Source organism: Fluviispira multicolorata (assembly GCF_009208585.1).
Taxonomy (GTDB): domain Bacteria; phylum Bdellovibrionota_B; class Oligoflexia; order Silvanigrellales; family Silvanigrellaceae; genus Silvanigrella; species Silvanigrella multicolorata.
The window spans coordinates 521305-535243 of record NZ_WFLN01000004.1; the positions used below are offsets into that span (position 1 = coordinate 521305).

Annotated in this window: 11 protein-coding genes; 8 read left to right on the forward strand and 3 right to left on the reverse strand. The window is 29.7% G+C overall.

Annotated elements, in window-relative coordinates; genetic code table 11:
* Positions 1-8 precede the first annotated feature (8 nt).
* Positions 9-1628: a HAMP domain-containing methyl-accepting chemotaxis protein gene (locus GCL57_RS02355; RefSeq protein ID WP_152211656.1), complete on the reverse strand. Its 1620-nt coding sequence runs from the start codon at positions 1626-1628 to the stop codon at positions 9-11.
* A 217-nt stretch (positions 1629-1845) separates the two neighbouring features.
* On the opposite strand from GCL57_RS02355, the gene GCL57_RS02360 reads away from it, so the two are divergent.
* Positions 1846-2472 (forward strand): glutathione S-transferase N-terminal domain-containing protein, encoded by a 627-nt coding sequence (locus GCL57_RS02360; RefSeq protein ID WP_152211657.1) that lies wholly within the window; start codon positions 1846-1848, stop codon positions 2470-2472.
* Here the strand turns inward: GCL57_RS02360 and GCL57_RS02365 are convergent.
* On the reverse strand, positions 2469-3224 hold the full coding sequence (locus tag GCL57_RS02365) for a substrate-binding periplasmic protein (protein ID WP_161597557.1): 756 nt from the start codon (positions 3222-3224) through the stop codon (positions 2469-2471). The genes GCL57_RS02360 and GCL57_RS02365 overlap by 4 nt on opposite strands.
* Positions 3225-3611: 387 nt before the next feature.
* On the opposite strand from GCL57_RS02365, the gene GCL57_RS02370 reads away from it, so the two are divergent.
* Positions 3612-4973 (forward strand): NHL repeat-containing protein, encoded by a 1362-nt coding sequence (locus GCL57_RS02370; protein ID WP_152211659.1) that lies wholly within the window; start codon positions 3612-3614, stop codon positions 4971-4973.
* Here GCL57_RS02370 and GCL57_RS02375 read toward each other — a convergent pair whose 3' ends face one another.
* Positions 4974-5633, reverse strand: a complete 660-nt coding sequence (locus tag GCL57_RS02375) for a carbonic anhydrase (RefSeq protein ID WP_152211660.1) — start codon at positions 5631-5633, stop codon at positions 4974-4976.
* A gap of 278 nt (positions 5634-5911) precedes the next feature.
* On the opposite strand from GCL57_RS02375, the gene GCL57_RS02380 reads away from it, so the two are divergent.
* The 6 genes from GCL57_RS02380 (at position 5912) to GCL57_RS02405 (ending at position 13920) form a co-directional block, all read left to right on the forward strand.
* Positions 5912-6343 (forward strand): BLUF domain-containing protein, encoded by a 432-nt coding sequence (locus GCL57_RS02380; RefSeq protein WP_152211661.1) that lies wholly within the window; start codon positions 5912-5914, stop codon positions 6341-6343.
* Positions 6344-6505: 162 nt separating this feature from the next.
* Positions 6506-7156, forward strand: coding sequence for a hypothetical protein (locus GCL57_RS02385; protein ID WP_152211662.1), 651 nt, complete (start codon positions 6506-6508; stop codon positions 7154-7156).
* Positions 7157-7237: 81 nt separating this feature from the next.
* Positions 7238-8158, forward strand: coding sequence for a hypothetical protein (locus tag GCL57_RS02390; RefSeq protein WP_152211663.1), 921 nt, complete (start codon positions 7238-7240; stop codon positions 8156-8158).
* A gap of 80 nt (positions 8159-8238) precedes the next feature.
* The gene (locus tag GCL57_RS15170) at positions 8239-8379 is read left to right on the forward strand and encodes a DUF4113 domain-containing protein (protein ID WP_152211899.1); all 141 of its coding nucleotides are present in this window, start codon (positions 8239-8241) and stop codon (positions 8377-8379) included.
* A 611-nt stretch (positions 8380-8990) separates the two neighbouring features.
* Positions 8991-9434, forward strand: coding sequence for an SRPBCC family protein (locus GCL57_RS02400; RefSeq protein ID WP_152211664.1), 444 nt, complete (start codon positions 8991-8993; stop codon positions 9432-9434).
* A gap of 421 nt (positions 9435-9855) precedes the next feature.
* A complete protein-coding gene (locus tag GCL57_RS02405; RefSeq protein ID WP_152211665.1) occupies positions 9856-13920 on the forward strand; it encodes a TcdA/TcdB pore-forming domain-containing protein in 4065 nt (1354 codons plus the stop codon).
* The last annotated feature ends 19 nt before the right edge of the window (positions 13921-13939 follow it).

The window sequence follows — 13939 nt, forward strand, 5'->3', positions numbered from 1 at the left end:
TCGAATTATCAAGTATTTATTAGATACCTATTTTCTTGATCATCTGATTCAATTCTTTTAGTTCCATTTACAGTATCTGTCAGTTCATTTACTACAGCACCTAGATTTTCCACTTGAGATGATAATTGTTCAGCAATATGAGCTGTCTCATTACACGCTGTTGCATTGAGTTGAGTAGCTTGATCAAGTTGTCTAATTGCATGGTTGATCTGTTCTGCACCACTTGCTTGCTCATTTGAAGCAACAGAAATTTCCTTCATCATCGCACTGACTTCATTAATACTCTGAGCTATATCTTCAAAAGCAATATTGCAACTCTGAGCAACTTCTGAACCTCGGTGAACCTTTTCTTTCCCTATTTCAACAAATCTACTTACTTGAGATTTTGTATTCTCAACAATTTCTTCAACTTTTTTTGTGCTCTCTTTAAGCAATGATGTGATTTCTTTCGAAGCATTTCCGCTTACTTGCGCAAGGTTTCCGACTTCTTCAGCAACCACGGCAAAGCCTTTTCCGTGCTCACCCGCTCGAGCTGCTTCTACTGACGCATTGAATGAAAGTAGCTTTGTTTGAAAAACAATTTCATTTATTACTTTAGTTTTATTTCCTATTTCTGAAATGACTTTGATGATTTCCGAAATATTTTTGTTGCTATCCTCAATTTTTTTAATAATTTCATTATTGCTAGCGTCAATATCATCCATAGCATTTAGCATCTCTTTAATAGCATTTCTTCCACTTTCAACGGTTTTTTGGCTTTTCGCGGTTATAATTTGAGATTGAGTCGCATTTTGAGCATTTTGTTGTGTCATTGCACTCATCTCTTCGATGGAAGCCGAAGTTTCTTGAATCGAAGATGCCTGTTCTTGAATAGCAGATGAAAGTTTATGACTGGAAGATGAAATCTGTTTACTTGCAGATGCGACAGAGTTTGATACTTCTGTTAGTTTATTAGTGATATTTTTAAGTAATTTACTTAAATAATGGGATATAATAACTCCAAATAAAATGCTTATTATTACTCCTATTAGCACAATAATCAAAGTTCTTAAAACTGAAAGGGCACCAATATTTTGGGCAAGTGATGTCCATTTGTTCTTTTCAATTAATTGAAAATTATAAATTTTTTCTATTTTAAGAATTAAATCTTCTTTAAGTTGGACAAACTCTTTCGCACCCAAATGATCGCGAAGGGCTTCATTTTCTTTTGAAATTGGGAATGAGAGTGAAATTAATTTGTAGGAGAGCTCCATGAACGGCTTCCAATTTTTCTTTGCGTCATTCCATTGTTCTTCTTCACCTGCTACAAAAGGAATTCCTTCGTAAATCTTAGCTGCTTTTTCAAATTCATTTTCTGCTTTTGTGGCAATATTTTTACTTAAAGTAACTTCTGATAAAGTTGAATGTGAACCAAGAAGAAGGCTTACTGCAATGATAATATCTCGTTGTGCAGTTTGCATTTTTCCAAGAGCTACCATGTTTTCTAAATTTACTTCAGATACATGAGTGAACGTTTCAATTGTTTGTTTTAGACCGATGTAAGCACTTAAACTCGTCGCAAGTATACAAATTGCACAAAAAATATAAGAGTTAACCAATTTCGCTTTTAAACTTAATCCATTGATCATGCTTGCTCCAATGTGAGTTATTTTAGATAATCATAATAAGATATAAATTATACTCATTTATGTAAAACCCAATTTCTTTAAAGAGTTCTTTTTCTCCATTAGCTATTTTAGCCACTTGGATTTGGCTTTATATGAATTTATTGAAAAGATTGCGCTTCTAGACAATTCAAGTGATTATAAGTTAAATTGAGTATAATTTAAAGTAAAGGAAAATCCTATGAAGTTGTACTATGCAAAAGCAGCGAGCTCTTTAGGAGCGCATATTATTCTCGAAACATTAGGAATTCAATATACGGCGAGCGCAGTTGATCTTTATAAAGGAGAGAATAGAACACCAGAGTTTTTAAAATTAAATGCTCTTGGAAACGTTCCCGTTTTAATACTTGATGATGGCTCTATCCTTACAGAAAACTCTGCGATATTTCAATTTCTAGGGGACTATAAGCCTGAATTAAAGTTAATTCCAAAAGGAGGCACACAAGAAAGATATAAAGCAATTGAATGGCTCGGATTCATAACATCTGAATTGCATAAATCAGTGAATCCAATCTGGACTGTTGATGATTATGTAAGTGATGCAAAGCCTAGAAAAGAATTAAAAAATAAATTTATTGCAATATTAAAAGATAAATTAAAAGTGGCAGAGATGAGACTTGATAGCAAAGATTATTGTCTTGGTAAGTCATTTAGTGTATGTGATGCATACTTACTAGCAATTTTAAATTCAATTCATTTTCTAAAAATTGATATTTCAGAGTTTAAAAATCTAGTACATGTATATCAAATCATAAAAAATAATCCACTTGTAATGAAAGTTATGAAATTAGAAGGATTAGCAGTTTAGTTTTGAGGTGGAGTTAATCCATATTTTTTATAAATTTCAATATATTTAGGTGTTTTTGCTAAAGAATTAAGGGCATTTTTTAATGAGTTAATATCTTCAGTTGTAGATTTAATATTTGTACCAAAATACCAGTTAATTTTGCCTAAAGGTATTCCTTTTTGAATTCTACTTTTTTCTACGTGAGCTTTTCTTAATTTATATATGCCATTTTCATAAGCAGCTAAAAATCCATCTACTCTTTTAGCAAGTAATTTTGCAACAACATAGTCGCCATCATTTGAAGGCTCTATCATTTTTTCAAAATTATATTTTTTAAAAATTGGTTCATATGGTGCTCCAGCAATATATCCAATCGATTTTAATTTTTTTATATCATGGGGATTTTTTATCTCAATTGTTGGTTTTAAAGTGATAATATAAATATTATCACTTAAAATTTTAAAAATAAAATTGTACTTTTTCTTATTTTCTTCCGTATCACCTATTGGTACGATGAATATGTTTCTTTTAGTCGTTGATTCAAAAAGTGCGCGTCTCCATGGAGTCCAAGAAATATTAAAATTATTTGATATTTTTGCAAGTTTTATAGCTTCTATAAAAAGATCTCCTGCCAATCCACTTACCGTGTTTTCGTTTATTTTTATTGTAAGAGGAGTGTTTTCTGCAAATAATATCGCACTTTTTGCATTTGATTTTTTATGATTTTGAAAGAGTGCCATAATTAATAAAAAGTAAAATAAACTTTTTGCCACAAGATCCTCATGATTCATTCTTTTAAGTTAAATTATTCTTAAAATATTATTGTAATATAATATATAGTTTTGGCCTTATAAATAAAAGGGTCATTTTTTTGACAATTATATTTTTCTGTTTTATTTATATCGTTTACTTTATAAAATTCCACTTAATTAATAAATATCTTTGTTTATTTTAATTGAAAATATCTAAAAAAAGCTCTAACCAGATTTAACTATTTTTTAATAATATGTTTATTTTAAATTTAATTTTTATAATAGTTTATTATACATTATAATGATAAAATAATAAATATTTTTTTATTTGACTTTTTATATTAATATATTATAACAATCATGTTCCATTGTTAGAAAATTTTTTCATAACGAATTTTAGGAGAATATATGAAGATAAAGCAACTTAAATATTCACTCGTTTTATCAGTATTGTCTGTTTCTTTAATCTCTGCACATGCAGCAAATTCTATGAGTGCATTAAATATTTCAAATTTATCTCCACATAATAATTTAAATCCATTAGCATTAAGTGATCAATCTGGAGAATTAGATGATACATTTGCTGGAAATGGAGTCGTAAAAATAACTCTAGGTGATAGATCTAATAAATTTAATAAATCAATCGTTCTAACAGATGGAACAATAATTTCTGGAGGGAGTTCTGTAACTGCAGATAATTTTGTTTCATTTACTCTCATAAAATTTAACTCTGATGGATCCGCAAATGAAGAGTTTGGTAGCAATGGTATTGTACAAACAAAAATTGGTATTTCTTCAGAAATTATTTCACTTTCTATTTTAAATGATGGAGGCATTCTAGCATTTGGAAAAGCTGAAGTATCACCAGGACAAATTCAAACTGTTTTAGTTGGCTATAATGCAAATGGATCACTTAATACATCGTTCGGAAATTCTGGAATTCTAGTTGTTGATCCAAATATAATAGCAGCAACAACTCATACACTTACAAAAGACGGAGTCATTATTTTAGGGGGCTCCTCTTTAGCTAAAACAGCAAGAGGTGGTAATACAAAAGTATTTACTATAGCAAAATATGACTTAACAGGAAATCTTGTAGCTAAATTTGGTAATAAAGGAGTTATAAAAACGAATATTGGGGTTCTTTCATTTATAACAAGTATTTCAGTTAAAAAAGATGGTTTGATTATTGCTGCAGGCGTTTCTCAAGAAGCTGATTTAAATAATAAATTTACAATAGCAAAATACTTTTCAGATGGCTCTATTAATAAATCTTTTGGTCAAAATGGAGTTGTTCAAACCAAAATTGGAAATAATGCTGTTATAAACTCTTTGACTATTGGAAGTGATGGAACAATTATTGTTGGTGGACAATCTATTCAGCAATCAATGAGCGAAAGTAGCTATGTAATCACTCTTGCTAAATACAATGTAAATGGAACTCTTTCAAATACTTTTGGAACAAATGGAATCGTATTTACAAAGGTTTTGCAAAATGATTTTTTAAATAAACATATTATTCAAGATGATGGTTCTATTTTAGCTGTGGGAACATCTCGAGACAAAGCATTAAACTCTCAATTTATTATAGTTAAGTATAATGCAAATGGAACATTAAATACAGAGTTTGCCCAAGAAGGATTTGCTCTTGGAGATACCTTTGATTTAAATGCCCATTTTTCAAATATTACTTCAACAAGCGAAGGAAGTTTTTTTATTTCTGGAAATTCAAGTGGTGATACAGAAGCTATTCTCGCTAAATTTAAATAATTATTCATTTAAAATTCTAGCTGCTTCTTCATCATCGAGAAGAACAAATCTTCTTTTCTCTTCATTGTAAGAATAGACATCTGCAGTTGCTATATCAAACCACCAACTGCAGATACGTAATTTTCCTTCTTTAATTAGATCTTGAACAATTGGATATGTTTCTAAGTGAATTTTTTGTTCAAGAACATTAATTTGTGACAATTGATTGTGAGGAAGTAGACCAGGGTTGATTTCAAAGCCATCTTGCATTTTTTGCAGAGCAGATTCTCCATATTGAAGCCATGATCGTAAATTAGGTGATGAAATGGCATTACGATTTTTAACGAGTGATTGCATGGCTCCACATTCAGAATGGCCACAGATTATAATATTTGCTACCTTGAGCTGGGTGATGGAGAATTCAATAGCTGCGGCCTCAGATTCATCACCAACAGAGAAGCCATTTCGACTGCAGGGTGGAATAAGATTGCCGACATTTCTAACCACAAAAAGATCACCAGGATCAGTTGAGGCAAATAGGTTTGGAACAACTCTGCTATCAGAACAAGCAATAAATAAGGCATCTGGCGATTGTCCCAATGCGAGGCGCGCAAAAGTATCACGATATTCTGGAAGTACTTTTTTTCTAAATTCAGTTATTCCATTTATAAGTTTCTTCATTCATAAATCCTTCTTTAGTTCGCTTTGTTCGGAAATAGAATTCTGGACTTTATCAAAAACTCCATAACGAACAAAAACGAGGTACGTTCTTGAAGTAACTCGTTTCAATGGATTTTTACAGGATAACATCTTAAAATACAAATAGCCCAACTGAGGATCTGTATGATGTGAGAAAAGTTTTTTATTGAAAGCTGATTTATTGATGGTTTTAGAATATTTTATAAAATTCAATGATTTATTTTTAAATTAATTTTATTATACAAAAGGATTGGTTTCTTATGACAACAACCCAATTACATAGACTTTTATATAGAAGTGAGCAGACAAACATTTTTCAAGAAATAGATTTACAAAAAATTTTAAATACTGCAAGGGATAAAAATGCAGCGCGAGCTGTTACCGGTTTACTTATTTCAAGGGGGCTATTTTTTCTGCAACTTCTTGAAGGAAATGCAGAACATGTTGTTGAAACTTTTTATAGAATAAAACAGGATGCAAGACATAAAAATGTCGAAGTCATTGTTAATGAAGAAGCGGCTAGTCGGGTTTTTCCGAACTGGAGCATGGGGTTAATAGATGACACTTCGAGTTCTTTTTCAATACCTGAGATGTTAAAAACCATAGATTCTATTTTAATGCAGAAAGAAAAAAAATCTAATGTTAAAATCGTTGAAATTTTAAGAGTATTTAGTATGAAAATTAAAAATTAGATTTTTTAATAATCCTGCTCTCAATTACTTTCTAATAAAATAATTTTATTATCTTGACAAAAGAGAAGAATTTTTTTATTTAAGTCATGTCATAGTACATTAATTTAAAATTATATAGTTAATTTTTAATACTTTAAAAAATCTTATAAATAAGGAAAAGTAATGAAGAATTTATTTTGTGGTGTTATTTTATTGTGCTTTCCATTTTCTCTTTGTTTTGCCGATGAGGGAGTGTATAATAGAGAATATTTACAACCCATAATTTTAGATTATTTTGGCACACCCGTGAAATTTTGTAACACATATTCACTGGGCACTGTTGATAATTCTAATTCTTCTACAAATGATGGCTTTCTTATTGCTAAAATCTCATTTTTTGGACTTACTAAATATCTTGCAAGAACCATTTATGAATCAAAAAGAGCGGCAGGGTATATTCAATTTATTTCGGTAAAAAACATTCCATGTGATCATGAGGTTAGAGAAAATGATCTTCTTTTTATTAATCTTAAAAATGCTGAGCAATCAAATTCTTATTATGTAAAAATGGATGACGATGGATTTTATTTTCCCCTTGCACAAAAAGAAAATAGTTCAAATAAAGATCACATATTTCAGTTTATAAATTCTAAAAAAAACTATGCAAAATCATCTTATACGCTTCAATATATTTCAAGCAATTCGATGACATTTTTAACATGTCAAGGATTGAATTATTGCGAATCTACAGAATTTCCTTCGAAAGCTTTACTGATTAGATTTTTACCAGTGAAATCAACTAGCCGTGAAAAGGCAATTATTAGTAATTACTAATTCAAAATTATATTAAATTTTAATTTTTTTTGACCGATACTCTATATACTATAACTCTTATATTAAACTTTATAAGGACGTATGAGAAATTATTATAGACTAACATTATATATCCTAATGATTTTTATTGCAGTTGTTGGCTGTGATAATTCTAAATCTTCTAAATCAAAGAGTAATTCTAATGACCTATTTGAACTTGCACTAGCGCCTTTAGAGTTAGCTGATAGAAAAAGAAATTTTTTAGAAACAAATTCATTGATTCATCCGCGTGGATTACAAAGTAGATTCAATAATTTGAATGATATGGAACTTAATGATGGGAGTACATGCCCTTCACCAAGAGTAGCAACTTATGATTATCCAAATGCAGGGCAAGAAGCTTATTGTATAAAAATTCCAATGGAATTTCGAAATAATATTCCAAATGAAATTAAACAGGAAATAATTTCGCATGAATTAAATACATTAGATTTGTATTTTATTGCTCAACATAAATATCAAACTTATGATGCACCTCGAGTAGATGTTTTTAGAGTTCATAATTGGGTATTTCCTCATATTCCATCAACATTTAGCGGATCGATATTTAATAGGAATATTTTGATGACTGTTTATAGTAATTCTAATATATTGTTAAGTAATCAAATTATTGAAAAAGAACTGAAGCCTTTTAATGTAAATATTCATGACAATCTTATTTCACCTAATAATGCGCATACAGCAATCGCATCGGCACCACATATTAATTTTTCTTTTTATTCTTTAGTCATAGACTCTCATACTAAAAGAGCTGTAGTAACATTGCATTGGATGATAGAACCAAGCGATTTTTTAATGGATAATACTCGAAATCCAGCTAATTATATGCATTCTTTACAACATATAAATGGGAGCACTCATTCACCAACTTCTTTGCGAACACTAATTGAAATTTTAAAAAGACATCCTCACTTTAATTCGACCACCGAACCAATGCGTTCTCTTGAAAAGCTTCTTCAATAGAAATTTAATTCTATCCATAATCTAATTAGTTTTTACCATCAAATTTATTTGATCAACGAGATTTAGAAAGAAACAACTCTATTGTTTTAGTTGTAGATAAATTAAATAGTTTAAAAGGGGCTTCAACTATAAATTTTGGAGATATGTTTGAGAATAACGAATGGAAATCTAAACGCAGTAATGTATCGAATAGATTTGCAACTAATTTTATGAGATATTAAAAATTTACTAATTCTTAAAAATAATAGATTTAATAAAACTAGGAACATCAAAATTAGTTATTTTTACGAATACTATTAATAAAAATAAAAGCGCAATGCCTATCAAAGTCACTTTTTTATTAAATCTGCTATCTAACGTTTCTTTTACTGGATGACCGCAGGTAATACACGATGCCGCTGATCTGGAAATAGGCTTATTACAACATGGACAAGGTACAATCACACTCATAATTTCCTCCTTATAATTGTAAGTAATAAATATAAATAAGTAGTTAGATTTAAAGCAAGTGTGGAACCATATTTTTTTCAGCACAATAATCTCGATATCGAATTTTCTAGGATTTAATTAAAATTCGAACCTATATCTAATTCTGTATGTTTTCCATTGAGGGCTCTGTTTTTAGATACTACCTCTTTTTTTTCATTTCCACTTCAAACATTTATTTCTGTTATTACCATGATTATATAATACGAATCAATTTTTGCCAGCTTCAATCAAGGATTACAATAATTGAATTTACTTTACGCACATGCCAAACTTCTTCCTAGAGATAGTCAATCAGATAAATAGCATCCCAACAGCGTTCAGAGCCCCAATCAAAGGAGGTACTATGCCCAATTCTATTAAACTTCACAGAGTGTTATGCACAGAGCCAGAAAATATTTATCGAGCATTTCTTGATGCTGAAGCCATGTCAAAATGGCTTCCTCCAAATGGTTTTACAGGAAAAGTACACCAGATGGAGGGCAAAGAAGGTGGAGTCTATAAAATGTCATTTACAAATTTCAGTACAAAGAAAAGCCATTCATTTAGTGGTAAATATGTTGAATTAATCCCATATGAACGCATCAGCTATACAAATATATTTGATGATCCTAATCTTAAAGGTGAGATGCTAACAACGGTTGTTTTAAAAAAAGTTTTTTGTGGTACTGAATTGAACATAACTCAAGAGGGAATTCCAGATCTCATTCCTCCTGAAGCGTGTTATCTAGGTTGGCAAGAATCTCTTATTCTCCTTGCAAAACTAGTTGAAGCAAATGTCAGTGATTGAAGGGCGGGCGGTGGCACGAACAGAGTTACTATGTTTTTTTTGTTTTTTTAATGGTAAAGAAAAGTTGACAAAGGTTATTGAGAATCCAATTAGCTCGGTTGAGCTTCAGATTTAGAAAATCATAATGTTAAAAGATATAATTGATAAAGATACAGTTATTTTACATTATTTAATTATATATATTTATAAAAATCCACCTCTTTTTATTACTAATTATATACTTCCTTATTCTTTTTATATTGATGTTTTATAGCAGCTATTATTTTCAAATTTAAACTTTCAAAATATTGCGAAATATTATAAAAGAATTATTGGATTTTTGTTTTAGTTGAATTTTTTCGTTATAAATAATAAAAAATGATCTCGACACCACTTTGATTACATCATTCATTACTTAAAATATAATAAGGATCGAAATAAAATGAGAATGAACTCAAAATTTTATAGTTTCCTGTTGATACCTTCTTTTACATTTGGATGTTCTAATGAAAAAAATAAAGATAGAATAAAGCAAAATGATTTTAATCACCTTATTTTAACAACTCAAACTACGAAAGATGAAGAAATAGGTACTTTAATTGATACTTCTTATAATGAAATAAATGCTGCGGAGGAAATTTTAGGAAAAAAAGAGATTCTTGATATATTAGAATACTATAGAAAATCAATTGATAAAACTCTTACCAATGAAGAAAAATATCAACTTATTATGGATATTATGTTAATTTTACCTGATGAGTTTGAAGTTGATAGCTCTGTCTATACGAGTACTTATAATAAATTTGCAAACACTCTTAAGGATTTATATGAAAGAACATCAGAAGTTGTTCCTAAAAAAATTCATTTCATTTGGGCAGGTAGTGAGCTAAATGAAATTCAAAAGGATTACATTAAACTATGGGCAAAATTAAATTCAGATTATGATGTATTTGTTTGGTACGACTCAGATGCTATATATGCAAATAGGATAAAAACTAAAATTAGTGATTATGTTCATGCAGGGCTTAGAAAAAACAGAACTCATGCAAACATTTATGAAGAAAGATATGCTGATAAAATAATTAATATTCAAAATGATTTATCAAAATTTATGGAGATCAGTATCAATAGCTCTCAGAACGATATAGATTATGATGTTTTAAAAAATGACTTTATAAAGAGTGATCTATTAATTGATTTAGAAAATAAAGAAAATATATTAGATAATAAGAAATTATATATTGAAGAAATAAAAAAAGAATTTCTCAAGGCAGAAGGAAAAATTGTATTAAAAGATATACGAAATGAATTAGATAACTGGAATATGAAAAAATATTATGATCAAGAAATTAATTTAAGAATGAATTTTGCTGCTGCCTCAGATATTTTCAGAGCAAAATTAGAGAATAAGTATGGAGGGGTTTATTTTGACGTTGACATCTTTCCATCATTAGCAAGCAATATCTATTTTCTAGATAATGACCCCCAATTATTAAGATCTATTTCTAAAAATAGATCCCTCATAAAATTAGTAAATTTAGCATTTATTGAATCAATATTAAATGAAAATATAGAACTTAAAAAATTTATAAAAGGAAGGCATTTTAAATCATCTGAAAATCTTGATCATTTAAAAGACACTTTATCAACAGAATTAAATCATTATCCAGATGACATTTCTCAAAAAATGCTTAATCTTCCTCAAAAAATTTTAGAGGCGGCAGTAAAGTCAAAATCAACTCCTATTATTGATCTATTTAATAAACTTGGTGATTTACGTATTAGAAAAGGGCAGTTTAAGACAGCTACTGAAATAAACAATGTAATAATTAGCCATCCAAGCGTAAATGAAACGGATTGGATCAATGGAGTATTGCACTCTATCAAAAATAATTATTTTATTCTTAATTATATTCATCATGGGACGTCTGGAAAAAAGGCCGAGTTATCCAATCATATTGCAACGATTGATTTTGATGATATGAGGTTTTCTAATGCTTTATTAAATTATAGATATGATGGTTTATTAACGAACTCAAAGTCGACGATAACAATTTCTGGTCCAGGAGTTTACAATAGGTTTCTAGAAAACAGATATGGTATACTTGCGATAACAAAAAACTACTTCAAGAGTATAAAATGGTTTGAGCATAGAAATTCTATTTTTAATAATAATACGGAACAAGATAAGTTTTCTTCATGGCTAGTAAAGGAAGATGATAATGGCAAATTGAAAAAAAAATCCGTTGAGAAGCATTATATAATGTCAATTGGAGAAGATGATAATATAAAGAAATCTGCTATGATGCTTTTTAGAGGAGCTTCTAATCGAAAAAAAGAAAATCTTTATAAATTTAGTTTAAATGAAAATGAAGTATTTAAACCCACTGATACCCCTTTCAGTGCAAATGAAGAATCTAGGCTCCAAATTATCGCCAATTCTAGTGTTGAAAAGATAGGGGAGAGAAGTTTCCTAAAAATAGGTGGATTTTATCCTGATGCTCTTGCAGAAAGAATAGCTAAACAATTCACATGGGGAAATAGCACAGATCCAAGTTTTGAACACATTAGTATTCTCAGTTGTGATCAGAATGAGGAGAATTCTTTCTTAATGGGAACGTTTGTTGAAGCCTTATTGAATAGATTAGAGGAATTAGATATCTCTGTTCGAAAATTATATCTAAGGACAAATTTATCTCGTATCACTGAATTTGGTGAAAAACAGTATTATGATTTTAAATCAGGGAAAGTTTTATACGTTGATAATGGAAAAAATTTATTTTATTCAAAAGGCCTCAATAATTCTATTTCTTTTAAAAAAATCCCTGTTATTAAAGAATCAAATACATCTGAAGATGTAACTACTTCTCAAGCTAATTTTTCTTTTCCAGAAGGAGAAATAGAAAAATTAAATGAAAATTCTTTAAAAATTTATTTAAAGTATGTTGGTTTTTCCTCTGAAGCATTTATAAATACAAGAGAATTTGAAAAAACGATCTGGCGAGTTATGACGCATCAAAATCTATCCAATGGGTTTGTTCCATTGCTTCACAGCATCGATGCGAGATGGAAAGCCATTAAGTTTTTCCATCCTATTTCTAAAGAAAATCGTTTGATTCTTTTAGAACCAAGCGATTTCAAAATTGTTTCTGATTTTAAAGATTATTTTGAAAAAAATATTAAAAATATGGCAATTAAAGTAGGGCAAAATAAATTAACAAGAGAGCAATATTTAAATGAAGGTTTAGGTGGATTAAATGAAGGCCTTGCAATCAAATCTATCTTTGATTATTTGGCAAGAAAAAATAGCAATAACCAAGATAATAAAGCTTTATCAGAAATATTGAAAGCGCATGCTTGTCTAAATTTATTCCAATTGGCAACAGGTGTTTTAGAAGACGGAAATCAAATGGCAAATATGTTTATTGCCCTGAATCAAGTTATGTCAAGTGAAGAGCATTTTGCGAGTATTTTTAAAGGTGGTGTCTCTCTTGGTACAAAAGCAAGCTTATTATTAAGCGCAGCCAATGTTGTTTTAGATTCATTAGAACTTTCAAAAGCTACAAAAGCTTCTGAAAAAATAACTTATGCAACCCAGCTTGGTTTTGACAGTATTGGCTTAGCAATGGGAAGTGGTAGTCTTTTCCTTGCAATGCTTGGAGAGGCAACTACTGCTTCTGCCATCGGAACCTTTCTCATTCCATTTGCTGGTCTTGCAATTGGTTTTACTTCTTTTGCTACGGCGGCTGCAGATACGCATGAAAAATCTATTGGAGCGGCTAATTATTTTTTACAGTATCAGAGAAGCCATGATCTTGTGGGAATTAATTCATTTAATATTCCTAATAATAATATTAAAGTACTATCGTTGACACATAAAAGTATTATCAGTGAAGTTAATAAGGAAAATCCTTCAAAATATTCACTTAAAGGTGCTGCTAGTCCAGCTATCATACGTACGATAAATTTGACTTCTCCAAACACACTAAAATTTAATTTTGGCACCCACCACATGTATAAGACAGTTAGGGCAGATGAAGGTTGGTGGTTTACAGGCTTTGGTATTTCTCCTCGACCCATGTTTGGAAATTGTAACAACTATGAGAATATAACAATTCCTATTCGCAATTATTTAGATATCAATGCTAAGGTGCAATTAAACTTACAAGAAAATACAATTATTTTATTACCTATTACTCCCGAAGCATGTATTTCATATGAATTTGGATATTCCCCAGGAATCATAAATAGGCATGATGCAGAGCTTGTTCCTATTAGAAAAATGCAACAAAAAGGTGAAATTCTTTTTGAATATATGGTTGGTCTTTTTGAATTTTCAATACGGAGACTAAATTTTGAGTACATTAAAACAAATATAAATGTAGAACTTGGTTCTCATGATCAGATACTTCTTACCCCAACTATTCCATATGAATGGATAGATAAAATAGATTATTCCATTAAAGGGACAGCTTTCACTCGCAAAAGGGGCAACATATTACTTTAAGTCAGCAGGAGAAGGAATA